The 24,981-nt window shown below is 37.0% G+C and carries 22 protein-coding genes and 2 riboswitches; of the genes, 7 read left to right on the top strand and 15 right to left on the bottom strand.

The features are described from left to right. Nucleotides 1-172: 172 nt before the first annotated feature. The gene (locus ACVYAD_RS02120) at nt 173-328 is read left to right on the top strand and encodes a GNAT family N-acetyltransferase (RefSeq protein WP_476424280.1); all 156 of its coding nucleotides are present in this window, start codon (nt 173-175) and stop codon (nt 326-328) included. Between the two features lie 113 nt (nt 329-441). Here the strand turns inward: ACVYAD_RS02120 and ACVYAD_RS02115 are convergent, their stop codons facing one another. From ACVYAD_RS02115 to ACVYAD_RS02105, 3 genes are all read right to left on the bottom strand, one after another. Beyond that, nucleotides 442-2,430 (bottom strand): S9 family peptidase, encoded by a 1,989-nt coding sequence (locus tag ACVYAD_RS02115; RefSeq protein WP_476424278.1) that lies wholly within the window; start codon nt 2,428-2,430, stop codon nt 442-444. 159 nt (nt 2,431-2,589) lie between these two features. After that, complete coding sequence (locus ACVYAD_RS02110) at nt 2,590-3,255, bottom strand: precorrin-3B methylase (protein WP_476424276.1); 666 nt, start codon at nt 3,253-3,255, stop codon at nt 2,590-2,592. A 61-nt stretch (nt 3,256-3,316) separates the two neighbouring features. Next, nucleotides 3,317-4,312, bottom strand: coding sequence for an ABC transporter substrate-binding protein (locus ACVYAD_RS02105; protein ID WP_476424274.1), 996 nt, complete (start codon nt 4,310-4,312; stop codon nt 3,317-3,319). Nucleotides 4,313-4,481: 169 nt separating this feature from the next. Continuing rightward, nucleotides 4,482-4,668: riboswitch (cobalamin riboswitch) on the bottom strand. A 141-nt stretch (nt 4,669-4,809) separates the two neighbouring features. Between ACVYAD_RS02105 and ACVYAD_RS02100 the strand changes: the two genes are divergently transcribed. Beyond that, nucleotides 4,810-6,750, top strand: a complete 1,941-nt coding sequence (locus tag ACVYAD_RS02100) for a GTP-binding protein (RefSeq protein ID WP_476424272.1) — start codon at nt 4,810-4,812, stop codon at nt 6,748-6,750. Nucleotides 6,751-7,210: 460 nt separating this feature from the next. On the opposite strand, the gene ACVYAD_RS02095 is transcribed toward ACVYAD_RS02100, so the two are convergent. Both ACVYAD_RS02095 and ACVYAD_RS02090 read right to left on the bottom strand, forming a co-directional pair. Then, the gene (locus tag ACVYAD_RS02095) at nt 7,211-7,975 is read right to left on the bottom strand and encodes a hypothetical protein (protein ID WP_476424270.1); all 765 of its coding nucleotides are present in this window, start codon (nt 7,973-7,975) and stop codon (nt 7,211-7,213) included. Between the two features lie 248 nt (nt 7,976-8,223). Continuing rightward, a riboswitch (cobalamin riboswitch) is annotated at nt 8,224-8,407 on the bottom strand. 214 nt (nt 8,408-8,621) lie between these two features. Continuing rightward, nucleotides 8,622-10,091 (bottom strand): amidase family protein, encoded by a 1,470-nt coding sequence (locus tag ACVYAD_RS02090; protein ID WP_476424268.1) that lies wholly within the window; start codon nt 10,089-10,091, stop codon nt 8,622-8,624. 529 nt (nt 10,092-10,620) lie between these two features. Between ACVYAD_RS02090 and ACVYAD_RS02085 the strand changes: the two genes are divergently transcribed. Further along, the gene (locus ACVYAD_RS02085) at nt 10,621-11,052 is read left to right on the top strand and encodes a DUF4181 domain-containing protein (RefSeq protein ID WP_476424583.1); all 432 of its coding nucleotides are present in this window, start codon (nt 10,621-10,623) and stop codon (nt 11,050-11,052) included. Nucleotides 11,053-11,135: 83 nt separating this feature from the next. Here the strand turns inward: ACVYAD_RS02085 and ACVYAD_RS02080 are convergent, their stop codons facing one another. The 6 genes from ACVYAD_RS02080 to ACVYAD_RS02055 all read right to left on the bottom strand — a co-directional run bounded on the left by ACVYAD_RS02080 (nt 11,136) and on the right by ACVYAD_RS02055 (nt 16,090). After that, nucleotides 11,136-12,383 carry a methyl-accepting chemotaxis protein gene (locus ACVYAD_RS02080; RefSeq protein ID WP_476424267.1) on the bottom strand — a complete coding sequence of 416 codons (1,248 nt, stop codon included), beginning with the start codon at nt 12,381-12,383 and terminating at the stop codon, nt 11,136-11,138. 403 nt (nt 12,384-12,786) lie between these two features. Next, entirely contained in the window at nt 12,787-14,205 is a 1,419-nt protein-coding gene (gene aspA / locus ACVYAD_RS02075) for an aspartate ammonia-lyase (RefSeq protein WP_079561085.1), read from the bottom strand. Between the two features lie 215 nt (nt 14,206-14,420). Next, nucleotides 14,421-15,050 carry an NAD(P)-dependent oxidoreductase gene (locus ACVYAD_RS02070; RefSeq protein ID WP_476424581.1) on the bottom strand — a complete coding sequence of 210 codons (630 nt, stop codon included), beginning with the start codon at nt 15,048-15,050 and terminating at the stop codon, nt 14,421-14,423. Between the two features lie 71 nt (nt 15,051-15,121). After that, complete coding sequence (locus ACVYAD_RS02065; RefSeq protein ID WP_349659954.1) at nt 15,122-15,535, bottom strand: Rrf2 family transcriptional regulator; 414 nt, start codon at nt 15,533-15,535, stop codon at nt 15,122-15,124. Nucleotides 15,536-15,637: 102 nt separating this feature from the next. Beyond that, entirely contained in the window at nt 15,638-15,844 is a 207-nt protein-coding gene (locus ACVYAD_RS02060) for a thymidylate synthase (RefSeq protein ID WP_197143701.1), read from the bottom strand. A 45-nt stretch (nt 15,845-15,889) separates the two neighbouring features. After that, nucleotides 15,890-16,090: a hypothetical protein gene (locus ACVYAD_RS02055; protein WP_476424265.1), complete on the bottom strand. Its 201-nt coding sequence runs from the start codon at nt 16,088-16,090 to the stop codon at nt 15,890-15,892. A gap of 792 nt (nt 16,091-16,882) precedes the next feature. On the opposite strand from ACVYAD_RS02055, the gene ACVYAD_RS02050 reads away from it, so the two are divergent. Then, the gene (locus ACVYAD_RS02050) at nt 16,883-17,227 is read left to right on the top strand and encodes a hypothetical protein (RefSeq protein ID WP_476424263.1); all 345 of its coding nucleotides are present in this window, start codon (nt 16,883-16,885) and stop codon (nt 17,225-17,227) included. On the opposite strand, the gene ACVYAD_RS02045 is transcribed toward ACVYAD_RS02050, so the two are convergent. Together ACVYAD_RS02045 and ACVYAD_RS02040 are read right to left on the bottom strand one after the other, a co-directional pair. Beyond that, the gene (locus ACVYAD_RS02045) at nt 17,224-18,201 is read right to left on the bottom strand and encodes a thymidylate synthase (RefSeq protein WP_349659981.1); all 978 of its coding nucleotides are present in this window, start codon (nt 18,199-18,201) and stop codon (nt 17,224-17,226) included. The two genes, ACVYAD_RS02050 and ACVYAD_RS02045, sit on opposite strands and share 4 nt — an antisense overlap. 85 nt (nt 18,202-18,286) lie before the next feature. Beyond that, the gene (locus ACVYAD_RS02040; RefSeq protein WP_349659957.1) at nt 18,287-19,204 is read right to left on the bottom strand and encodes a hypothetical protein; all 918 of its coding nucleotides are present in this window, start codon (nt 19,202-19,204) and stop codon (nt 18,287-18,289) included. A gap of 207 nt (nt 19,205-19,411) precedes the next feature. On the opposite strand from ACVYAD_RS02040, the gene ACVYAD_RS02035 reads away from it, so the two are divergent. The 3 genes from ACVYAD_RS02035 to ACVYAD_RS02025 all read left to right on the top strand — a co-directional run bounded on the left by ACVYAD_RS02035 (nt 19,412) and on the right by ACVYAD_RS02025 (nt 22,600). Continuing rightward, a complete protein-coding gene (locus ACVYAD_RS02035; protein ID WP_476424261.1) occupies nt 19,412-21,577 on the top strand; it encodes a sensor histidine kinase in 2,166 nt (721 codons plus the stop codon). Continuing rightward, a complete protein-coding gene (locus ACVYAD_RS02030) occupies nt 21,570-22,196 on the top strand; it encodes a response regulator transcription factor (protein WP_386828277.1) in 627 nt (208 codons plus the stop codon). The genes ACVYAD_RS02035 and ACVYAD_RS02030 overlap by 8 nt, the downstream gene beginning before the upstream one ends. 203 nt (nt 22,197-22,399) lie before the next feature. Next, on the top strand, nt 22,400-22,600 hold the full coding sequence (locus ACVYAD_RS02025; protein WP_053592785.1) for a cold-shock protein: 201 nt from the start codon (nt 22,400-22,402) through the stop codon (nt 22,598-22,600). A 510-nt stretch (nt 22,601-23,110) separates the two neighbouring features. On the opposite strand, the gene ccsB is transcribed toward ACVYAD_RS02025, so the two are convergent. Both ccsB and ACVYAD_RS02015 read right to left on the bottom strand, forming a co-directional pair. Then, nucleotides 23,111-24,280, bottom strand: coding sequence for a c-type cytochrome biogenesis protein CcsB (gene ccsB, locus ACVYAD_RS02020; RefSeq protein WP_476424258.1), 1,170 nt, complete (start codon nt 24,278-24,280; stop codon nt 23,111-23,113). A gap of 620 nt (nt 24,281-24,900) precedes the next feature. Next, nucleotides 24,901-24,981, bottom strand: a complete 81-nt coding sequence (locus ACVYAD_RS02015; protein WP_476424579.1) for a hypothetical protein — start codon at nt 24,979-24,981, stop codon at nt 24,901-24,903.

Below are 24,981 nucleotides of genomic sequence, written 5' to 3'. Positions count from 1 at the left end.
AAAGGAAGGAAACTTAAAAAGGAGTGATTTAGACTGGAATTTTTAAAAATGAAATCATTCATTATGACAATGACTTCAGTTACTTTTGGATTAATTTGTACAACTTATTTTATTAATTCAACATCAAATGTTTTAGCACTTAATATCATTTCATATTTTTGAAGAAAAGAAATTGCATAAAGTATTTGCTCGATATTTTTCAACGAACCCCGCTTCTGGAAAAGTAATGGACAAGATCGGCATGAAACAAGAAGGAATTTTAAAGGATCACATCATTAAAGACGGAAAATATGAGGATTTGGTGTATTACGGAATAATTAATCAATAGCTAAAAAGTATTTCAATCATCTATTTCCTTCCTCAAGATAAAAAAGATTTTTCCCTCCCTATAAAAAGGTGGCTTAAGAAGTATTTCCACTTCTTAAGCCATCAATATTTTTCTTATAGATAGTCTACAAACCAATCTCTAATATATTCTAGTCGATTAATTCGTAACGTTGGTTTTCCGCTCCTTGAAAGTTCGTGATTGGCTTCAGGGAAACGCACAAATTTCGTTTCTTTTTTACGATGTTTTAAGGCGATAAACAATTGCTCTGCTTGTTCAATCGGACAGCGATAGTCTTTTTCGCCGTGTAAAATTAACAATGGCGTCTCCACGTTGTCTACATACTTAAGTGGTGAATGTTGCCATAGCTTCTCTATATCGTCTAGTCCCGCTTGAATCTGCCAGTCATTGAAGTAATAGCCGATATCACTTACTCCGTAAAAGCTAATCCAGTTAGAAATGCAACGTTGCGTAACAGCTGCTTTAAATCGATTTGTCTGTCCAACAATCCAGTTTGTCATGAAGCCCCCATAGCTTCCACCTGTAACGCCGAGACGCTTTTGGTCAATGAAATCATATTGCTCCAATGCATAATCAACAGCAGCCATTAGATCATTATAATCATTGCCGCCATAATCACCACGTACTGCATCCACAAATTTTTGACCATAACCATGGCTTCCTCGAGGGTTCGTATATAGAACCGCAAAGCCTTTTGCAGCAAGGATTTGGAATTCGTTAAAATAAGAGTTAGCATACATTGCGTGCGGACCACCATGGATTTCAAGAATAAGTGGATATTTCTCCCCTTCTTCATATCCAATAGGCTTCATCATCCAGCCGTTTACTTTCCAGCCATCTGCCCCTTCAAATTCAATTGCTTCTGGGACAGATAATGCTCGCGTCTTTAAAAATTCTTCATTAACTGTAGTAAGCTGTTCCTTTTCACCGGTATTTAAATTTACGTAAAATAGATCCCCAGGGTTTGTAGTCGTACTGATTGCGACTACCGCTCTATCATTTTTAGCATCAAGTGAAAAACCATATACATATTGATCATCATGAATAGCTGGATACAATTCTCCCGATAGATTGCCAAAATAAATAGATGTATTTCCGTGATCTGTCAATTGGAAGTAAAAGCTTTTATTATCCTCTAACCATTGAAGGCGCGGAGGAACAACACCTTGAAGGAAATCACCGATAGCAAAATCACCGACAGGCGCGTCAAATTCACTCGTAACACATGTCTGATTATCATTGTCCAAATCATAAATCCATAGCTTTGGTTGTGTTGCATTTTCAAATTCTCTTTCGTTTCCAACATAAGATATGAAGCGGCTGTTCGGAGACCATGAAGTTTGGTAAAACACCCCTGACCCATCTGTTAGCTTGCGACCATGTTTCGTTTCTAAATCCAATAAATAAATATCACATATAAATGAAAAGTCTAGATCCTCTGTTAAGTCCGCAATGTACGAAAGATATTTTCCATCCGGAGACCATGTACCAAGCTGTAAATTATGTTTCCCTTCCGTCAGTAGCTCTAATTCTCCTGATGCAAGATGAACGATCGCAATTTGAGAAAATTGCTCCATATCCATAAATCCAGCTCCATCCGATTTATGTTTCATCTTATCTATTACAAGTGGTTTTAGCTCTTTGTCTTCCTTTTGATTGTTCTCAACTTTATCATCAATGTTTTCATCTTTACCAAGCTGTACAGAGAAGGCAATTTTCTCTCCACAAGGAGACCAAGTAGGCGATGTCGCACCGTTTTTACAATTCGTAACTTGTTTCGCTTCCCCGCCTGTTTTTGAAAGAACAAAAATTTGTGGTTTGCCATTTCTCGATGACACAAACGCGATTTTACTGCCATCCGGAGACCAAACAGGAGAATGCGTTTTATCTTCCCCAAATGTCCATTGTTGCGTTTTTTTATCATCCAAATTTATGTAAAATAAATTAGACACATAGTCCTTTTTCTTCTCATCAATATGAGTCTGTACATACACCACTTCTGTTCCATCAGGTGATACTTGTGGATCCGCCACTGATTTTAATTCATATAGATCTTCTGGTTTTATCCCTTGTTTCAATGTCATAACTTCCCTATCCCCTTTGTGTGAAAATTTGGTTACTTAGTACAATATTTCGATACACTAAGCATTATTCCTCCTTTTTCGGAGAAATTGTTTTTTATTCGGACGCACCTAGTAAAGTACTCAGTCGGTACGTAAGTCGAGCCCACATTATGATAAGAGTCAGATTAAATCTTTCCAATAATCAGCAGAATTTGTTCTGCGATAAAATTTATAAAAGGGTTCATTCGGACGAGCATGTTTCTGATAGAGCTCAATGATTTGCTTTAAAAAGCCTTCAATAAGCTCTACTCCTACCTTTTTCGCAAAGAGTGTCCCAGCTTTTGCATTCGCTCCCATCGGCACTGCTCCTAAATAGACATCAAAGGTATCCTTTTGATAAACAAGCCCAATATCATCATACACCGCATTATAACAAGCTGAGGCACAGCCATTGACGTTTACACGTAACCTTGTAGGGACAGTGATTCCTTTTAATGAATGATATAGCTTTTCTGTAATTGGTGCTGCCTCCATTTTGTCACCATCACAAAAATCACACGCTTTCATCGCTACAATCGGACCTTGCTTGGCCACATAAAGGCCAGTGTCTTCTAGCTCCTCAATCGTCTTTTCAACTTCTACTGTTGGGATAGATAATAATATGCTGTAAGAGGCAGAGTATTTTATGGCACCCTCTTCCCCTACAACCTTTGCTATTGTTTGGAATTGTGCAGGGGTATAATGTTTATTAATAATGCCTGGGCATACGGCAAGGCGAGTAAAATCCCCATTATTGTTTAAGTTTTCGAAGGTTTTGTCCGGTATATTCGAACGGAATGCATTCATAAATACTTCTCCTTATGAAAAAGGAGCTAGCCAATTGCTAGCCCCCCATTTATTGGATAGCTTAAAAACTCTCAGGATAGAAGCCTTTCGCCAAAATTTGAATGGCTTCTGCAGCACGTACCCCTTCAGATGCAGCAGAAAGTGGTAGAATCACAAAGCGTTCGTTTTTGACTGCTTCCATTTCCTTCAAGGCTGGATCATTTTTTAAGAAGTTTATTTTTGCTTCCGCTGTTGTTTCTCCGTAATCTATGACAACTACGACCGCTGGATTACGTTCTACTGTATCTTCTTTGGACACCGTAGTCCAACCCGATTCTACATCACCAAAAATATTTTTACCGCCGGCCATCTTAACAAGTTCATTCATAATGTTTTGTCCTGCTGTGAAGATCTCTTTATCACCACTATCAAACACTAAAACAGGCAGTTCTTTTCCATTTTGCGGTAGTTTTGCACGGACATCCTCTACATCCTTTGTCATTTTTTCAATTAGTGCTTCTCCACGATCTTCAACACGGAAAATTTTTGCGATATTTCTAATATCTGTGAAAATATCGTCTAAAGTTGGTTTCGTCATGATTGAGGCTGTATGTAAATAAGTGTGAATGCCTAATGTTTCAAGCTCTTCTTGTGTGCCTACACCTTTCTCTCCAAAGGCGCTTTTCCAACCACCTAATAAAAAATCTGCTTCTGCATCAATAACCTGCTCCTTTGTAGGATACTGTTTTGCTAACACAGGCACTTCATCATAGGCCGCTTGTAGAGGCTCATAAATTTTGTCATCTAAGTACGCCGTCCCTACCATTGAATCTTCTAGCTCTAAAGCTAACATAATTTCTGTCACGTGCTGATTTAAGCTAATCGCTTTTTTGGGGGCTTCCTTATATACTTGCGTTGTTCCATTATTTTCAATCGTTATGTCTGACTTTTCAGCTTGTGAAGGCTCTACCTTCTCACTTTGTGTAGCAGATTCTAGTTTGTCCTTTTCACTACATGCACCCAATATAGCCACCAATGCGATCGCAAAGACTAGCCATAAGCTATTCCATTTCTTCATGTCCTCTTCTCCTTTGATGTTAAATATATAGAAAGAAATCGTTTAGACTCCTATGCTACCAGATAGCGATTCTAGAAAAGGGCATAAAAAAATCCCCTTGTTTCCAAGAGGTTAGCATAGCAAAAGAAAGGTATTTCAACCTATTCACTATCCCCATCCTCGTGGATTCAGTAATAAATACATATTGGCAGGTATCCTGGCTTAGGTTCATCATCTATACGCCTTCCCATAGCGTGGCTACAGTGGCATCTTGTATAGACTCCCCATTTACAGTTGCGGGACAGCATCGGATTTACACCGATTTCCCTTTTAAGCAAATAACAAAGGTCATTTACACCAATACGTCGTTTTTATTTTGTTGTATATATTGATTGACTAGTAGATTCACAATCATACATATATTAACACTATTGCGACATAAACACTATATGAAATATTTTTTATACCAATTCTGTTACAATGTTGTTAAATGAATGAATAGAAACGAGGATCTTTTTATGCATGTAACAATTGGAGTACTTGCTCACGTGGATGCTGGTAAAACAACATTTTCTGAGCAGTTACTATTTCATACAAACAGTATTCAAGCTCGTGGACGAGTGGATCATCAGGACACATTTCTAGATAATCATGAGCTGGAGCGTCAGCGAGGCATCACGATTTTTGCGGAGCAAGGCCGCATGACGCTTGGGGATGATACATATACATTAATCGATACACCAGGGCACGTCGATTTCTCTCCAGAGATGGAGCGTGCCATTCGGGTTATGGATTATGCCATCATTATTGTTAGTGCTGTCGAAGGAATACAGGGTCATACTGAAACAGTATGGCAACTTTTACGCCAATATCATGTTCCAACCTTCTTTTTTATTAACAAAATTGATCGTGAAGGAGCAGATGTTGAAGCTGTAATGGCTGCGCTTCAAAAGGATTGCTCTGCAGATGTTTTATTCGTAGACGAACCGCTCCGTTCCGACTATGTTTCAAACGACATAATGGAGTGGCTTGCTGAACGTGATGAACACCTTCTCGATGCTTTTCTCAATGAAACATTGGATAGCTCTAGCTGCCTTACTCATTTATCTAGTATGATTAAACAGGAAAAGGCCTTTCTATGTTTTACTGGGTCTGCCTTAAAAGATAGTGGAATAAAGGAATTCCTAACACAGCTCCCCCTCCTTACAGAAACACAATTTAATAACAACGCTCCGTTTCAAGGTGAGGTGTTTAAAATTCGTCATGATGGACATCAACGCTTAACTTTTATCAAATCTTTGCAAGGAACGTTACATGTCCGTGATGAACTTTCATTTGGAGACGTGACTGAAAAAGTGACGGAGATTCGACTATACAATGGCAACCGGTATGAAACTTCTCAAAAGATAGAGGCCGGGGAGATTTTCGCAGTAAAAGGGATTAGTCAAGCAAACATCGGCGATATTATTGGTTCTTCGAATAATTCTCAGCCCTTTGAGTTAGTACCGACTTTACAGGCAAAAGTACATTATGAAGGCACTCAGCATATAAAGGACGTGTTAAAAACTTTCCGTATACTTGAAGCAGAAGAACCTTCATTACGTGTGCTATGGCATGAAAAATTTCAAGAAATTCACGTTCATATTATGGGTGTCATCCAACTCGAGGTTCTTATCGAAGTGCTTCATGAACGTTTCTCGCTAGACATTTCATTTAGCGAACCACAGATTTTGTATATGGAAACGATCACCACAACGGTGACAGGTTACGGTCATTTCGAGCCATTAAAGCATTACGCAGAGGTCCATTTATTGATGGAGCCAAATACACGCGGCACCGGCAATACATTTGTCAATGCATGCCACGCCGATGATTTATCAGTTGGACATCAACGACTCATTGAAAAACATTTATTCGAGCGCGATCATCATGGGCTGTTAACCGGTTTTCCGGTTACAGATATTCGCTTCACACTCTTAACAGGACGCGCACATAATAAACATACTGAAGGTGGCGATTTCCGTGAAGCAACATTCCGTGCATTACGGCAAGGGCTCGAACAAGCAGAAAATATATTACTAGAGCCCTACTACCGCTTTAAACTTAAAGCTCCTAGTGATTTCATCGGCCGCATGATGACGGACATTCAGCAAGCTGATGGTACATTTGACGCACCAATCATAACTGAACATGACGCGATTGTAACCGGCCGGGCCCCCGTCTCAACATTTATGAGCTACAGTACAACCTTTGCCGCCTACACCAATGGGAAAGGCGTACTTTCCCTACAATTTGATGGCTACGATACATGTCACAATACAGAAGAAATTATTGCGCAAATCAGCTACGATAAGAACGCCGATCCCTACTATACATCCTCTAGTATTTTTTGCGCAAAAGGTAAGGGCTACTCCGTTCCATGGCACGAAGCACAAGCAGCAATGCATTGTATTGACTAAATTCATAAAAACAGGACATGATTTGTTAGATCAATGTCCTGTTTTCTTATGTTTCGTGGAGAGTTTCTATACTTTTGTGGGTAATCTTGCTTCGCGCGGGTATTTGCCTTTCTTCCGCGGGTATTCTTGCTTCGCGCGGGTATTTACCTTCTCTCCGCGGGTATTTGCCTTCCTTCCGCGGGTATTCTTGCTTCGCGCAGGTATTTACCTTCTCTCCGCGGGTATTCTTGCTTCGCGCAGGTATTTACCTTCTCTCCGCAGGTATTCCCCTTCCTTTCGCGGGTATTTACCTTCTCTCCGCGGGTATTCCCCTTCCTTCCGCGGGTATTCCCTTTCCTTCCGCGGGTATTCTTGCTTCGCGCGGGTATCTACCCTCTACTGACAACTCCATTCTACTACCTTGTCAGGCATATACCTTCACCTCGGGGAATTGAAATTCATCCCGCACATTTTTAATTTACTAAGCTTGTATCGTTTTCTGTCCCTGTTTATTAATAAGATATGAAGATTCCACCACAACGTAGCTTTGGGATTGTGAGAAATCCATTAAAACTTTGCCAGGTCGACTTTTCAAAAGTTGTAAATTATCAATCAGTTCAAGCAATAGTTCATGACCTTTTCCACGTGGGTGCCAGTTGAAATGATTATCATTTAGTTCCTTCACAGCTTTTAGAAATTGATGATACTCTCGCTCTATAAAATTGATTAGTTGTTTATTTTTATAAACTACTCGTGATAAATCCTCTACATATACTTCATAAAAGCGCATCACTATCGAGCACAATAAATCATTGACCCGAGCGGCACTTAGTATTGGCTTAGGGGCTTGGGAAAATCGCTCTAAATTTGGTTTTGCACGCGTCGAATCGATACGTGTAATTAAATGAAAATGTTCACCATTAACATCGTACACAATTGGATTTGTCGGCATATACATCATAAAATCATTTGTTTTTGTTTTAAGTTGATCTGTAATAATTGCTTTTGCAAAAAGGTGGCCATTAAAACTTTCATTTTGAATCCAAATAATATCTTTGTTATATAAAATTTGATCAAACAATCGTTCATTACTAATAAGATTGCTAGCTATTAATTGATCGACAAGGGATTCTACAACCATTCTTGTTGTAGCTTTCTTGGCAACTTCAGTGCGTGGCTGCTTACAAATTTTCATTTCTACATATTGCGATTCCTGTGCTGTACTTACATGAATATTCGTCATCATTGCATCCTCTTTTCGTACATATTTTTCAAAACGGAAGTCTTCTTTTACATAAAAAAAGGATTTCCTACAACTAGAGGAAATCCTTCATTCTATCTTTTTCATTCATCACAAAAAGTCAAATTATACCCAAGCATAAAAGAATTACCTTGAAAGCGATTACCGTCTTTTATTTTGGGCGTTTGACGTACGGTGACGAACAGAGCATTCTGTTTTGTCAACATGCCACCTCCTATTCCTCGTAGGGTTATGGTGTGTACTCATAATAGGCAGGTATCCTGACTCATGGTCATCACTACTTTTCGCCTTCCCGTCGTTAAACAGTGGTATATGAAAAGTCGCTCACATTTACAGTTGCGGGACAGTGTCGGATTTGCACCGACTTCCCTTTTAAGTAAATTGCACGCAATTTACACCTATTATTCCACGCTATTCAGTTGTAAAAGGAATCTAGTAAATTCTACATTCCTTATTGATTATTAAAATTAATTGTAAATGAGCGCATTTCAAAAGTCAATATATTCCAGTTTCTTGTTCTTTTCTTCTAGTCTTTTCCATAATACATTTTTTGAACTTAGTTCCTGAGCTCCCTTTCACCTTCCCGTATTTAATCAGTGGTATGGACAGTTTCATATGTGCCCAGAGAATCTTAATACAACTCCGGCGCTTTTCGTAATTTACTTGCTTGTTCATATGAAAATGCAAGTTTTATTAATACATCCTCACTAAATGCAGTGCCTGCCAAAGTTACGCCAAACGGTCTGCCATTTTTCATATAGCCTGCTGGGACAGCAATAGACGGATATCCGGCTTTCGCGCTAATTGTCGAGCCTATATATGATGGAAACATTATCGCATCTAAGTTATATTTTTTTAATGTATAATCGATTCCTTGTTCTTGAGAAAAATACAAGTCCTCTAGTTTTGCATTTAGATAGTCAGGATCTCTTAACGTGTTCGGTAATTTATCTCTCAATTCCAATTTGTCCTGCCCATATTTCAACGTTTTTTCTTGTGAACATTTATTAAATTGGATTAAATCAGCTAGAGAATGTACAGGCATGTGAGAAGGTAGATTTACAAGGAAATTATTTAAACTATGCTTTAATTCATATTGCGGTACTCCCCATTTCCAGTCTCTATGAAAAGAAGGAATTTCGATGTCTTCTATAATAACGGCTCCTTGCTCTCTTAAAACTTGAATTACGTTATTAAAAAGGGTTTCGTCATATTCCTCTGACTCATAAAAAGTTTTAGAGGCATTCGTATAAACACCGATTCTAGCACCCTTTAATCCTGTAGCATCTAAAAGGATTGAGTAGTCTTGGTGGATCCTTCTTTCACTTTTATATGTAGCTACGTCATCTTTATCTACTCCTGTTAATGCGCCCAATAAGATAGCTGCATCTGTAACCGTTCTTGCCATTGGCCCTGCTGTGTCTTGACTGTATGTAAAAGGGATGAGACCTCTACGGCTAATTAACCCTACAGTCGGTTTAATGCCGACTACTGAATTTTGAATAGCTGGACTTAAAATCGAAGCGTCTGTTTCAGTTCCAATTGATAAAACAGCAAAATTCGATGCCACTGCTACTGCCGACCCCGAACTGGATCCTCCTACATAAAGTTCTGGATCTCCATAAGGATTAAGTGTTTGTCCACCTCGAGAACTATAACCTGCCCACATTGTACTCGACATACCGTTCGCTAATTCAGTCATATTTGCTTTCCCTAAAATAACAGCCCCCGCTTCACGGAGTTTTTTTACTAAAAATGCATCCTGCTCAGCTACATAGTTTTCTAATGCTATTACGCCTGCACTAGTATGCATAAAATCTTTCGTTTCGATATTGTCTTTTAAAACAACTGGAATTCCATGTAGAGGCCCTCTAGCCCCTTTTACTTGTCTTTCTTCATCTAATGCTTCAGCAATAAATATCGCTTCAGGATTAATTTCAAGCATGGAATTAATCCTCTGTCCATCTTGATCATACTTAGCAATTCTGTGTAAATAATACATAGTTAATTCTTTTGATGTGATTTCACCATGTTCCATTGCTATCTGAATATCAATTACTGACAATTCTTCTCTAAGAAAACTATTAAACTTCATCCCCATTTAAATTCCCCACCCTTTCTTTCAAAATTATACCAATAAAATCAAATTATCCTCAAAATATTTTTCCTACTTTAGTATTTTCAACATTATCCTCTCATCTGTTCGCATTTAACTAATAATAAGTAGGTCCATTTGTTCCCTATTATCCAATTAACTACCAAATAATTATTTACTGTGCTACACTCTGTATACAGATACAATTTTCAGTTATTTTATAATAGGACGGGATGGGGATCATAGAAGATGCTTAGATGTATTTGGGGTGTCTTAATGTGTATATATGGTGTGTCTTTATATTTCAAATATTTTCAAAAACTAAGTGAAGGATGGAATATTACCCTTCATTTTTTATCAGGCAGTCTATGTATTATAGGAATTTCATTAATTATCCAAGCAAGAAAAACGTTTAAAAAATCTGGATCTAATAAGCAACATTAGTAATGCTATCGTTCCACACATGCCTGTATAACAAGATTAGCTATCATCTTATTCTTATAGAAATAAAAAGCAGGCTTAAGAGGTGAACGAAATGTATAATAATAATTCCGAACTAGGAGCATTAATACTTTTTCTATTTGTTCTACTTTTAATTATTAGTATTTTTGGATTTGTCATTAGAAAGTTGCTAGGTGTCGAGAGAAAGAAATGGTTTTATTTTTATTACGTTAACGAAAGACATAAAAAGCTAGATTTATCAATACGAATCATTTATTTGAGTCTAGTAATAATTTATTCGAATTATCAATTTAACAATGATAGAGTTGGAATTTATTGGTATTTTGAGATATGGTTTATCATAATTGTCTTTTTAGTAACCTCTGAAATGTTACGGGCATTTATGGAGTGGAAATACGCGGAAAATAAAAAAGTTGCTGTTGCTACTATTGCAGAAATGATGTTTATGATTAGCATAGTATTTTTGACGATACAGACGGATTTTTTTGGCTTATTTAATAGTTGATTCGGAAGAAATTGAAAACATCGTTGGTTAAATAAAAAGGCTATTTCGCAGATAATCTATCCCTGCAAAATAGCCTTTTTTCTTTAGTTACTAAATCTCTGTGTAAGCTTTTGTAAATCTTCTGCTTGTACACATAGGTCTTGTGACACTACTGTGTTGATTGCTTGCATTGAGGCACTTTGTTCATCAACGGAGTGTAAAATAACTTCTGTGGAATTAGTTAAACTATCCATTCCATTTGCGATTGTCGAAACTAATTTTGTAACTTCATTCGCACTACTTGAAAGCTCTTCAGCTGTTGCGGAAATATCCTCTAGCTGATTCGTCATTTTGCTAACATGCTGAGAGATCGTACCAAATGACTTTGTAGCCTCATCAATGACGTGAACACCCTGCTGAACGTTTTTCAAGTCTTCTTCTACAGAGGTTGCTACTTGTTTTGTATCGCTTTCAATGCCAACTACTAGATCGACAATTTGAATAGCCGAATGCTTGGATTGCTCCGCTAATTTTCGAACTTCTTCCGCTACTACTGCAAAGCCTTTTCCATGCTCTCCTGCACGCGCCGCTTCTATCGCTGCATTTAATGCAAGTAAATTCGTTTGATCTGTAATGGCCGTAATCATGTCTGTCATAGATTTTATATCTGTCATTTTGCTTGATAATTGTTGCATTAAGTTACTTGTTTTTTCAGTAGAATCTGAAATGAATTCCATTTGATTTTTAGCTACATGTAAAATTTCCGCACCATTGCCTGCAATGTCATTTGCTTCTTTCGCATGATCAAATACATCTTGTGTAGCCACGGTAATACGTTCAATGCCATCAGCAGTTTCTTGCATTGCTATAGCGCTTTCATTTGCAGACTGTGCTGCTTTTTTAAGACCCTCAGTCGTATTCTCCATTTGTGAATCTACTTCGTTTACTGCATCTGCAATTTCATTTGTACTTGCTGATAGCTCCTCTATACTCGCAGATAAATCGGTAGAACTACTAGCAATTTTTTGTGTCATCATATGTAATTGTTCTTTCATCTCAATAAACGCTTTACCTAACGCCGCAACCTCATCATTGGATTTTATCTCGATAGGAGAAGTGTTCAAATTTCCTTCAGCTATAGCTTGAGCGGATACTGCTAATTGTTTAATTGGATTAATAATTTTGTATTTCACATAGAAAATACACGATATAGTCGTAGTAAATCCTAATATCGTTAATAAAGTGGACATCCCCTCTAATGACTTTAAATTTGCTAAGTCAATAATCAAAATAAGACCCATGATTACATTTAAAAAAGAAAAGCCAATAATACTTTTTTGTCGTAAGCTCATACAAATTTCCCCTAACTATAATATTATTCCCATAAACAATTATAGTTTAAAATCCCTAAAATTGATAGAAAAAAACACCAACTTTTGTAAGAAAATAGAATTATAAAACAGGAAATTTTTTCGTATTGTTCGAAACTTTTGTGTCGAAGTTGTGATATAAAAGTTCGACTCTTCGTTTAGGGTGATTCCGTAAAGATTGGGCGTTTTCTAGAGGGGGTGTCGGGCGAAAAATGTATTATGCGCGAAAGTGAAGCGCCAACAAACACTCGCACACAGGCATGTAAACGAAACGGTAATCATCACTATTAACCCGCACAACATTCATAAAGATTTCTCTTGACCATTTGAGTTTTGAACTACTAAAAAAGCACTTTGCGCTAGGCAAAGTGCTTTCAAACATAAATTATTTTAATTTCATAATACTTGATCCGGCAATACCTGGATGAGTCATCTCATATGGATCTAAGATTAAATCTAATTGTTCTTTCGTTAGTACACCCTCTTCAAGGCAAAGCTCACGAATTGAACGACCAGATAGAATTGCTTCGCGTGCAAGACGTGCAGCTACTTCATAGCCAATATGAGGGTTCACTGCTGTTAATACGCCAACACTTTTCTCCACATATTCTTTCATGCGGTCTTCGTTTGCTTCAATATCCTTCAAGCAATTTTGTGTAAATGCTCGGAACACGTTATTCATAATACTAATAGATTGAATTAAGTTAAAGACAAGTACAGGCTCCATTACGTTTAATTCTAATTGTCCTGCTTCAGATGCTAAAGAAATCGTATGGTCATTACCAATTACTTGGAATGCTACTTGGTTAAGTACCTCTGGCATAACAGGATTTACTTTACCTGGCATAATAGACGATCCAGGTTGACGCGCTGGTAAAATGATTTCCCCTAATCCAGCACGTGGACCAGAAGCCATTAAACGAAGGTCATTAGCAATTTTCGACATATTAATCATACAGATTTTTAATGCGCCTGATACTTCTGTATAAGCATCCGTATTTTGTGTTGCATCTACTAAATGTGTAGCGCCTTTAAGCGGTAATCCTGAAATTTCAGCAAGGTGAAGATCAACTGCTTGAATATAGTCAGGGAATGCATTTAAGCCTGTTCCAACAGCTGTTGCTCCCATATTTACATCATATAAATTTGGGCGAGTTTGGCGAATGCGCGCAATATCACGGGTGATTACACGGCAATATGCTTCAAATTCTTGCCCTAATCGAATCGGTACAGCGTCTTGTAAATGCGTACGACCCATTTTAATTACATGTGCAAATTGCTCCGCTTTTTGGTGGAACACTGCTTGCATGTTTTCCATTGTAAGAAGTAGTTCATCTATCAAATTCAACACAGCAATATGAATAGCTGTAGGGAAAGCATCATTTGTTGATTGAGACATATTTACATGGCTGTTAGGGCTAATTGTATGATAGTCCCCTTTTTCTTTGCCTAAAATCTCTAAAGCACGGTTAGCAATAACTTCGTTGGCATTCATATTAATCGATGTGCCAGCGCCACCTTGGATTGGGTCTACGATAAACTCAGCATCCCACTCACCATCAATAACTTCTTGTGAAGCTTCGACAATTGCATCTCCGATTTCTTTTGAAAGTAGGTGTACCTCCATATTACTCAAAGCAGCTGCTTTTTTAACAATACCCATTGCTTTAATAAGTGCAGAATGAATTGTATACCCTGTAATCGGGAAATTTTCAGTTGCACGAAGCGTTTGGATTCCGTAATAAGCATTGCTTGGTAAGGCGCGTTCACCTAAAAAGTCTTTTTCTATACGTTGTGTGGACATAATTGTCGTCTCCTTTTATGTAATCCTCACACTTGATAGTAGCTAATAACTGTCGTATTGTAAACAGCCAATTGTCTGTAAAGTGAAAAATAATCATTTTTAGCTTTACGTTATTGTTTCCAGAGGCTTTATTTTCATTCATTCCATCACCTTTAGCCGCTTCGCTTTCGCACAAAGATAAAAACCGAGCGCATTTTTTTACGCTCGGTTTATCATTATTTATTAGAAGTCACTGTAAAACGACTGTTTACATGCTTTGGATTTTCAATTTCATCCAACACCGCAACGGCATAATCTGCATAGCTAACATAACTTTCGCCAGAAGCATTCACTAATAAATGATCTTCTCCAGCAGTATAGCTACCTGTACGTGGCCCTTCTGGATCAAAGAAAGCAGATGGACTTAAAAATGTCCAAGTAATAGTAGATTGTTGTAAGTCGTGTAGATTTTCACCTTGATTTTTAGCTGTTGCATAAAACATTTCTGGAAAATCAGGTGTATCCATTACGCGTACGTTTTTCTCTGGGTCTACAAACAGACTACCTGCTCCACCGACAACAAATAATTTTGTATCAATATCCTTGAATATATCTATTAAATGACGACCAGCTTTCACATGCAATTCTTCCTGACCAGCAGGTGCACCAAACGCATTTACGACTACGTCAAACCCTTTCACATCTTCTTGAGATAATGCAAAAACATCCTTTTCAATTACCGAAATATTTCCTGTTACTTTGGAAGCTGAACGTACAATCGCAGTTACATCATGTCCACGTTGCAGTCCCTCCTCTACTATCTTTTGTCCTGCTTTCCCTGTTGCACCAATTACTGCGATTTTCATCATTATAATTCCTCCTATGTTTTGATTGTAACCTTTTTAGTTACAGGTTAGATACAAAAGATCGACTTCGTTTATTTACGAAGTTGATCTAGCACATCCTGTAAAGTTTGTGCTTGTAGTTGTTCTTCCATTGCATGCCAAACAGATGTATAAACACCTTCCAATGTCCGTTGGATTTTTTGACCAACTGAACATGCTGGATTTGGCTCATCATGAATCGCAAATAGCTGCTCTGGCCCATCAATCGCATGGTAAATAGCTAAAAGCGTTAAATCTTTTGGCTCTACTAAAAGGTCATAGCCTGCAATACCTGATTGCGAGGTAAGCAAACCCGCTTTCTTTAGCACACCAATCATACGTCGCACAACAACTGGATTTGTATTCACACTTCCAGCAATGTACTCAGACGTCAACTGACTTTTATCAGATGTTGTAGCAATAAGCGAAAGAATATGGATCGCTACCGAAAACCGACTGTTCACCATATGTATCACCACCTGTTGTAACTATTATAGTTACAGGATTGAATAAAAGCAATTAAATTGCTTTAATTGTACCTGCATTTATTTTTTTCATATTACGGAGTATTATACTTTCTTAACGTAAATGACTAATTCTTGTCGTATTTCTCCATCTTCCTCATAAAAATCTAAGTTATGAAATTCATACTTAAAATGGCCAACTGGAAACGTCACACTTTCCCCCTGTGCCGCAGCTAATGTCCCCGCCACATCATGTGACACCATATGCAAAAGCTCTGTACCTAAAACTGAATCTACAAATACCACGTTCATAATAAAACACCTCCTCAGCTATTATAGCTTAGAAGGCGCTTACAATTACAGTCTTTCTTTATAACGTTTCAAGCGAATTTCCTCAACGACTTCCATCATTATTTGTATTTGCTCCAATGTTAATTTTGTAGAGATGTGTGGTAGCTCAGATTCCACTGTTCCATGAGGAGTATTCGTCAGCAATTTTGTCCTTAAACGCTGCTCACGCTCTCTTCCATCTATTTGAAAAACCAATGATCTCCTCACACCACTCACCTCTAAATTGTTATTTTAACTTCCATATTAAAACTTATATCGGAAAAAATTTCAAAAAATTAAATGTCCTTTATATTTTTTAGAAAGTTTTGGTTCTTTTATATGTACTAAAGGGTTTCTCTCTTATGGTGTTTTATTCGTCGGTTGGGTAGTTCTTGTTGTCTATTTGGAAGGACTTTCCATGATTTTGGTGGTTCTATCCATTATTTTGGCCACTCTATCCACGACTTTGGCGGTTCTATCCATCATTTTGACCACTCTATCCACGTTTTGACGGTTCTATCCATCATTTTGACCATTCTATCCACGTTTTGGCGGTTCTATCCATTATTTTGACCACTCTATCCACGTTTTGACGGTTCTATCCATCATTTTGCCACTCTATCCACGACATTGGCGGTTCTATCCATCATTTTGACCACTCTATCCACGTTTTGACGGTTCTATCCATCATTTTGACCATTCTATCCACGTTTTGACGGTTCTATCCATTATTTTGACCACTCTATCCACGCTTTGACGGTTCTATCCATTATTTTGACTTCTTTCCGTCACTTTGGCTGTTTCATCCGTCGCTCTGCCTGTTCTTTCCGTCGCTTTGCCGGTTCTAGCCATCATTTTGGCCACTCTATCCACGTTTTGACGGTTCTATCCTTCATTTTGACCATTCTATCCACGCTTTGCCGGTTCTATCCATCATTTTGACCATTCTATCCACGCTTTTGATGGTTCTATCCATTATTTTGCCTTCTTTCCGTCGCTTTGGCGGTTCTATCCATCATTTTGACCACTCTATCCACGCTTTTGATGGTTCTATCCATTATTTTGACTTCTTTCCGTCACTTTGGCTGTTTCATCCGTCGCTCTGCCTGTTCTTTCCGTCGCTTTGGCGGTTCAATCCATCATTTTGACCATTCTATCCACGCTTTGCCGGTTCTATCCATCATTTTGACCATTCTATCCACGCTTTTGATGGTTCTATCCATTATTTTGCCTTCTTTCCGTCGCTCTGCCTCTTCTTTCCGTCGCTTCGACTCTTCTATCCGTCGCTCCGATCTATATATCACCCGCTTCAATGTTTGTTTCCATAAAAAAACAGCAGCCAATACGGCTGCTGCTTTAGGTTAAACGGCAATTGGTGCTTTAATTGTTGGGTGTGGATCGTAGCCTTCAATTGAAAGATCTTCGAGCTCGATGTCAAAAATTGACGTTTTATTTGGATTGATTTTTAAGGATGGTAGGTCTTTAGGCTCACGTGAAAGTTGTTCTTTTACTTGTTCCACGTGATTTGAATATATATGAGCATCCCCAATGCTGTGAATAAATTCGCCTACTTCTAAACCGCATTCGTGTGCAATTAAATGTGTCAGTAATGCATATGAGGCAATGTTAAATGGACAGCCGAGTAATGTATCGAGGCTTCTTTGCATTAGCTGGCAGCTCAATTTTCCATTTGCAACATAAAATTGGAACATTACGTGACATGGAGGTAGTGCAGCTTTACTGCCCTTTGCTCCTGCATTGATAACGTCTTCAGGATTCCAAGCATTGACAATAATGCGTCGTGAATCTGGATTGTGCTTGATTTGATGAATGACATCTTGTAATTGATCAATACTTTCCCCTGTTGATGTTGTCCAATTACGCCATTGCTTACCGTAAACATTTCCAAGCTCGCCGTATTTATTTGCAAATTCATCATCTGTTAATATGCGCTCACAAAATGAGGCTAACTCTTTTTGATAATCAGCGTTGAATGATTCGTCCACTAAGCAGCGACGACCAAAATCTGTCATATCGGGACCTGAATATTCATCAGACTCAACCCATTTTTTAAAAGCCCATTCATCCCAAATATGATTGTTGTTTTGCAGTAGATAGCGAATATTTGTATCCCCTTTAATAAACCAAAGTAGCTCACTTGCTACAAGTTTGAATGGTACACGCTTCGTCGTTAATAGAGGAAAACCTTTGCTTAAATCAAATCGCATTTGATAGCCAAACACACTATATGTACCAGTCCCTGTACGATCTTCCTTTTTAACACCATTCTCTAATATATGTTGTAGTAAATTTAAGTACGCGATTTCTGGATGCGCCATGTTCATCAACAGCTCCTTCAAGTATGCTGTTGACCATTATATCATCTAATAACTACATGTGAATGCCCAAAAATAAAAACAATATTTACCTGTCTGAGCCAAAGGAATCGTATTCTAGCTCCCTTGCTATTTCACTCTCCATCGTGACAAAAAACATTGGCATCAAAATAATATTAAATAAAACTGGGACGATAACAAACAAAAGGTCAACCCCTGGGTCAAAATAAATACCAAACGCGGTCAATAAGCCTGAACTGATTAGAAAAACAATTTGCATACCAATAATTATTATCGGTATGATTTGATACAAATAATTTAGCTTTCGGAACTGATGCATATTTTCAGGATCTTTAATAATTCTCTTTTTTAAGCGCCTCGATAAAATGAAACAGGCAATAAGCTGCGCCAAAATAAAACTAAAATATATAACAATATGTAGTAGCATTTGCCCTTTCATAACAGAGCCATTAAAATGTCCTACCCGCTGATGTAGTAGCTCGTTAACCTCTCCCTCAAAAACATATTCCTGTTCACTAAAATAAGTAAGCGGTTCTACAAAGCCGAGAGTTGCCAAATCGTTTGAGTTCGTTTGCCAGTCGATTAGTTTGCTAGCCAAAATTTTTAATTGAATGGGATCATTTTCACCAAGCATTCCTATTAAATAAGAATATGGAATCGCTATCTTTATTTTCCCGTCTTGTTTTTCATGAATTAAATCTTTAATTGAAAAAGTATACGCTACATCTGTCTGGAGGATTTCATAACGAGGATCCTCGACCTTCCAATGACTTGCTAAGGAGGATTCTATGTTATTCTTCATTTCAACATACGGCGTATCATTATGTAAACTCTTTGGAATCTTATAGACAAAACGATTATCACTCCCAATAATGCAAATATCTACTTTCACCGCATCATTTTCAACGTTTTTAGCGATTGTTGTCATCGGGTACGACATTATGACGACTAGAAAAAGGACTATTAACAATCCTTTCTTTGTCATGCAACGCTCCCCCTTTTCGTCACACATGATAGTTTTACACTATCATAGGCTACACCGAAAAAACTACTTCGTTATTCCGAAAAAGCAATGGTGGTTTTCCGAAACAACTTTTTCGGTATTCCAAAATTACCAAAAATTATGGATAATATAATGGTACTTAAGATTGAAATGGGGCATTATTATCATGCAAATAAATGAGAAAAAACAATGAGTAAATGGACATATAGTATTTTCATAACCTACTTACTCCTCGGTATTTATGTACTTGTAGTTGCATCACAAACTCCTTTTATTGGTATTTTACTAGACACAACTAGCAAACAACCAGTCATGACCGAGTTCTATTATCCAAATTGGGCACAGCAAAATAATATTGAAAAAGGCGATCTACTTCTGACAATTGATGACAAACCCGTTCGTTCTAATCAACTCGATGCTTTTGTACGTTGTGCAAAAAAACTGACAATTATGAAGCCTAATGGGGATGTTCATGCTGTTTCAATTAAGCATAAAGATATCCCGGAAGAATTTTATTTGCAAATAATTTTTCCACTTTTTTATTTCGTTCTATCATTTGGTGTTGCTATCTATTTATGGCGAAGAAATACTGATAATCTACTAACTATTCTACTAACTTTATTTTTATTAACCTGTTCCTTGGCTTATATAAGTACAGGAGCCTCAGCTAGAGGAAATCTAATTGGCGGATTTGTAATAAGTATTGGTATAATTTTATGCATAGTGCTTTTTATTCACTTCTTACAATTTTATTACCGTTACCTATGTATAGAATGGCCATACCTCAATACAAAATGGCTTTATCTAACACTACTATTTATACCTTGCTTGGATTTCATAACAATAGTTAATTCTGACTTTAAGACGATCACAACCTTAATTAAATTAGGAATGTTTGCTGTACTTGTTCTCTATGCGATTTATATTTTACTAACGAGTTATTTACGGACGAAACTGGAAAAAATCCGTTTAATCACTATTGCATTTATTACGCCTTTCTTGCCGTTTTTACTGTTTTTCGTCATACCTGAATTATTAGGGCGGAACCCTATTTTACATAGTGAGGTAGCTGCATTATTTTTATTGTTTATTCCTTTTTCTTTTATTTTCATTCAAGTGAATGAACGATTATTCGATATTGAATATCAATTATCTCGTTTACGTTATTATTCAACACTTGCTTTTTTATGTGCATTACTATTATCTACGGGTATTACCCTCCTATTTATTGACAAATTATCGATTGTTAAAATTATAGGTGTTTTTACACTGGTATTCTTTGTAATCATTGCTAGTTTCTATATAAAAGAGCAGCTTGATTTTAAATATCGAAAGATTATATTTTCATCCACCGGCGATTATGTCCATAATTTATATGCTGCGGTTAATCGAATGGGGAAAGCAAAAAACCAGCAAGAATTACTGGATCAATTCAAGTATGAAATAACAGAAAGGCTTGGTACTACAGCCTTTACAATTACAACAATAACGGAAAGCACTCGTGATGAAGTTAATATGGGGAATCACCTACTATTACATGATACAGGTGAAGAAAAAATCGTGTTACACATTAGACATGTATTACAAAAAGAAGAGCTTCTTTGGCTAGAGTTACTAGCCCTCTATGTCTCTATGTTTATTGAGAATTTAAAGCTCATTGAAGATTTAGTGTATGAAATAAAGCTTATGAAGGATCACAATGATACACAGCTTCCTTGGCTCGACAAATTATTATGGAATATCATTGAGAAGGAGAAAAGTATTTTAGCACAGGAATTACATGACACTATTTTGCAAGAGCAACTTCATTTAGCGAGAGAGTTAGATGTACTTACAAGCTCTCCTATTATTGATAAAGAAAAGGTATTAGATATCCGTGAGCAGTTGCTGAATGCATCGAAGGATTTACGCGAGTATTGTGAGAATTTAAGCCCTCCTTTACTGGACACATTTGGGCTACAAATCGCCTTAAAAAAATTAATTCAAAAGGTGAAAATTCGAGCAGACTTTTTGTTTAAAGCACAAATAGAACGTGTACAATTTCAAGATGCCACTTTACATTTAGTCGTCTATCGCCTTGTGCAAGAGCTCTTAAATAATGCCATTAAGCATGCTGAGGCAACCGAAGTTTCACTAAGACTACAAGCGATAAATAGCGGTTTCATTCTCCAATACGATGATAATGGTATTGGCTGTAATATTGAAAGTTTAATGCAATCTTCAAATTCTATGGGCATTAATGGGATTCGAGAACGAGTCCGTGCTTTTAATGGGGACATCACGATAAACTCCAATTTAAATGAAGGAATGCATATAGTTATTCAAATACAAGAGGACGTGGATTCAGATGATTAATATTCTTATTATAGATGACCATCCTGTCGTTTTAGATGGTACGAAAACATTATTACAGGATTTAGCAAATGCTCATATAGATACGGAACAAGATAGCTCCGTTGTTCTGTCGAGAATGGATGCTCAATCTTTTCAATTATTTTTGATTGATATTAATATGAAGCCAATCAATGGCATCCAGCTTTCAGAAATGATTAAGAAAAAGCAACCAGAAGCACTTATTTTACTCTATACAGGATATGAACTTTCCGATTATTACGAACTACTTATTGAGAAGAAGGTCGATGGACTATTATCAAAGCTCGCTACGAAACAGCAAGTGATTCAAACCATTGAAGCCGCACTTAGGGGCGAAATCTTACTAGCAGCTGATTTTTTAGATTTTGTACAGCAACGTACCAATCTTCCAAACGCGCAGCAAGATGTTTTATTAAGTCAAAAGGAGCAAGAAATTTTACAGCTTGTCGCACAAGGATGTACAAATAAAGCAATTGCTTCAGCCATCGGGGTCACGCAACGCACTGTTGAAAATTATTTATCCAAGCTTTTTGTCAAACTAAACGTAGAATCTCGTGCAGAAGCCGTAATTGTCGCTAAAGAGAAAGAATGGTTAAAATAATGGAAATGTAAATTTTACATGACAAAATCGGAATATACTGGATAAATATTCGGAATTGTTATATAATCAGAACAATAATTACATTACTTCATCTTATCCGCTAAAATCACGTATTCAAAAGTAATACGAGCTTTTGAAAATGTGATATTTTCGCAAGCGATCGAAGCAATATGATTGTTTAATTTTTTTGGGAGGTTGTTCACATGACACAAGGTACAGTAAAATGGTTTAACGCAGAAAAAGGTTTTGGATTTATCGAGGTAGAAGGTGGAAATGATGTATTTGTACATTTCTCTGCTATTCAATCAGATGGCTTTAAAACTTTAGAAGAAGGCCAAAAAGTAGAGTTCGGCGTTGAAGAAGGTAACCGCGGACCTCAGGCTACTAATGTTGTAAAGCTTTAATTTATAGCTTTAACATGTAGATGCAAAATACAAGAGACATCCAAATTAATGGATGTCTCTTTTTTACGGTTATTTAATTTGTACAGCTTCAGATTTTGAATGATAGCATATAATATTCAAAGTTCCTATATAAAACGGATAGAACAAGAACATCGCAAAAAGAATGAACCCTTGAGCTGACCTGGTATATCCACCCGATAAGTGATTGGATACACATTTACACATATAAAAATAAAGAACGCTGTATAATGCACCCAAAAAATTGTTGTCCAATATACTAATCGACGATGCGCTATCCATTTATATGTAAGCATGTATAGCACAATAGTTGCTACAACAAAACCAACCGCATGCATAACTAATACTAAGGTATCGAAATATTGTCCTTCGCACCCAGTGAGTCTCACTATGCGATAATAATTTACTTGCATTTCAAGAGAAATAAAGAATATTAACCCATTAACATACTCACTACATTCAGTTTAAAAAAATAATTCATTCACAACATCCTTATGCGTATGAATGTAAACCTGCAATAACTAAATTTACAAATACTTGATTAAACACAATAATTCCAAATCCAATAATCGCTAACCAAGCTGTCTTTTCCCCTTCCCAGCCTTTTGAAAGGCGGAAATGAAGGAAAGCGGCATAAAATAAAAATGTGATTAGTGCCCACACTTCCTTAGGGTCCCAACCCCAATACCTACTCCAAGCAATCTGTGCCCAAATCATAGCAAACAACAAGCCTCCTAGAGCAAATAACGGGAAACCTATGACAACTGCTCGATATGTAATTTCATCTATTAATACTGGCTGTACACGGTTTGTTAATGGCTTTAATAACACAATTAATCGTCTTCGCGTGATGAGCACAATCACCCCATATAAAATCGTTCCAACGATAAATGACCATACAATCGTATTCAATTTCTTCGCATCTAGCCTATTCGTAATCTGTAAAACACCAACCTGATCCCCACTAGCTGTTACTGCACCTTTATTAACAATCAATGGCGTCATCGTATATTCGGCTGTTTCTTTCTTCTCTAGCTTATTTTCAAATTGAACCTCGATTTTATCTCCTGCTAAGTTAAAGTAAGTTGCCACTCCAATAAAGCCAATCACGACAATTAAGCAATACATAACAAATTCCAAAGCAACTGTACTCATCGAAAATTTAGAAACATCTAATGTTCGTAACAAATAAATAATACCCGTTGCAAATGAAACCGATAAAACAGCACTTGAAAAAGCAACAGTCATAACATGAATCGTTAACCAATTACTTTGTAGTGATGGAACAAGAGGTGACACTGTTTTTGTAAAAACGCTTCCATAACCGAGAATAATTAATGACACAGGGATAGTAAACAAACCTACAACGATTTGCTTATATAAAAAATGAATGATCAAATAACTACCAGTAAGCATAATGCCAAAGAACGTCATAAACTCATACATATTACTTACAGGTGCATGATCAACAGCTATCCACCTTAAAATGAAATAAACTAACTGTAAAGCAAATGCAATATATGTAAGTAGAAGCCCGATTTTTCCAAATATCTTTCCTTTTGATTTCACGGCAAGTCCAATCGGTATAATAGCAATCAGAAGTAAAATAAATGCCACGAAAAATGAATTACTACTTAAACTTAATAATGTTTCGTTACTCAATATAACATCCTCCAAAATATTTTTTTGCTCATCTCCATAATGTGAGGTTGATTTTCGTTCCTACTGGGCGCTTTGTTGTTGCTGCCGCACAGTTAAAACATTTGTTGCTGTCGCACAGTTAAAACATTTGCCGTTGTCGCTTCGCTTTCGCGCAGTTAAAACATTTGCCGTTGTCGCTTCGCTTTCGCGCAGAGCAAAGCTTCCTGAGAATTCCCAGCCTCCACTCCAACTTATATCAATGGTATTACCCTACCCTCCCTGTTGTGATGAACCATTTTTTGTGGAAACTTTATAGTAGCTTCCATTAAAATCAACGTCATTCATCAAAGTAAGTGCCATCATTTCCCTTTAAACAGTTTTGTTTTTTCAGAATTGTTACAATTCTGTGGCGTAAAGTAGAGAACACATCTCTAAAAAATGCCCTCATATCAAAAAAATAAACCATCTATAAAGGCAAATAGATGGCGTGACCCCAACTACATCCTACTAAAATATGAAATAAAAGTCTATTTTTAAAATTATTTCTATACTAAATCTTGAGGGACAAATTAAAAGACCTAAACCTGGTGGAGTTTGAACTGCCCCCCGTCAAGTAGACAGCGGAAATAATAAAAAATGTATTAAGCGGCTTGAGCCCTAAATTCTAAAGGACTCAAGCCGTTTAATCGTTTCTGATAACGATCGTAATTATAAAAATGAAT

Source organism: Lysinibacillus sp. G1-3 (assembly GCF_056322905.1).
The sequence above is the reverse complement of the archived record's forward strand: the minus strand, read 5'-3'. Positions and strand labels throughout refer to the sequence as shown.

Bases quoted from the DNA above. Each gene is read 5' to 3' on its own strand.
- ACVYAD_RS02115 (WP_476424278.1), bottom strand. From the start codon at position 2,430: ATGACATTGAAACAAGGGATAAAACCAGAAGATCTATATGAATTAAAA.
- ACVYAD_RS02110 (WP_476424276.1), bottom strand. From the start codon at position 3,255: ATGAATGCATTCCGTTCGAATATACCGGACAAAACCTTCGAAAACTTA.
- ACVYAD_RS02105 (WP_476424274.1), bottom strand. From the start codon at position 4,312: ATGAAGAAATGGAATAGCTTATGGCTAGTCTTTGCGATCGCATTGGTG.
- ACVYAD_RS02100 (WP_476424272.1), top strand. From the start codon at position 4,810: ATGCATGTAACAATTGGAGTACTTGCTCACGTGGATGCTGGTAAAACA.
- ACVYAD_RS02095 (WP_476424270.1), bottom strand. From the start codon at position 7,975: ATGATGACGAATATTCATGTAAGTACAGCACAGGAATCGCAATATGTA.
- ACVYAD_RS02090 (WP_476424268.1), bottom strand. From the start codon at position 10,091: ATGGGGATGAAGTTTAATAGTTTTCTTAGAGAAGAATTGTCAGTAATT.
- ACVYAD_RS02085 (WP_476424583.1), top strand. From the start codon at position 10,621: ATGTATAATAATAATTCCGAACTAGGAGCATTAATACTTTTTCTATTT.
- ACVYAD_RS02080 (WP_476424267.1), bottom strand. From the start codon at position 12,383: ATGAGCTTACGACAAAAAAGTATTATTGGCTTTTCTTTTTTAAATGTA.
- aspA (WP_079561085.1), bottom strand. From the start codon at position 14,205: ATGTCCACACAACGTATAGAAAAAGACTTTTTAGGTGAACGCGCCTTA.
- ACVYAD_RS02070 (WP_476424581.1), bottom strand. From the start codon at position 15,050: ATGAAAATCGCAGTAATTGGTGCAACAGGGAAAGCAGGACAAAAGATA.
- ACVYAD_RS02065 (WP_349659954.1), bottom strand. From the start codon at position 15,535: ATGGTGAACAGTCGGTTTTCGGTAGCGATCCATATTCTTTCGCTTATT.
- ACVYAD_RS02060 (WP_197143701.1), bottom strand. From the start codon at position 15,844: ATGAACGTGGTATTTGTAGATTCAGTTTTAGGTACAGAGCTTTTGCAT.
- ACVYAD_RS02045 (WP_349659981.1), bottom strand. From the start codon at position 18,201: ATGGCGCATCCAGAAATCGCGTACTTAAATTTACTACAACATATATTA.
- ACVYAD_RS02040 (WP_349659957.1), bottom strand. From the start codon at position 19,204: ATGACAAAGAAAGGATTGTTAATAGTCCTTTTTCTAGTCGTCATAATG.
- ACVYAD_RS02035 (WP_476424261.1), top strand. From the start codon at position 19,412: ATGAGTAAATGGACATATAGTATTTTCATAACCTACTTACTCCTCGGT.
- ACVYAD_RS02030 (WP_386828277.1), top strand. From the start codon at position 21,570: ATGATTAATATTCTTATTATAGATGACCATCCTGTCGTTTTAGATGGT.
- ACVYAD_RS02025 (WP_053592785.1), top strand. From the start codon at position 22,400: ATGACACAAGGTACAGTAAAATGGTTTAACGCAGAAAAAGGTTTTGGA.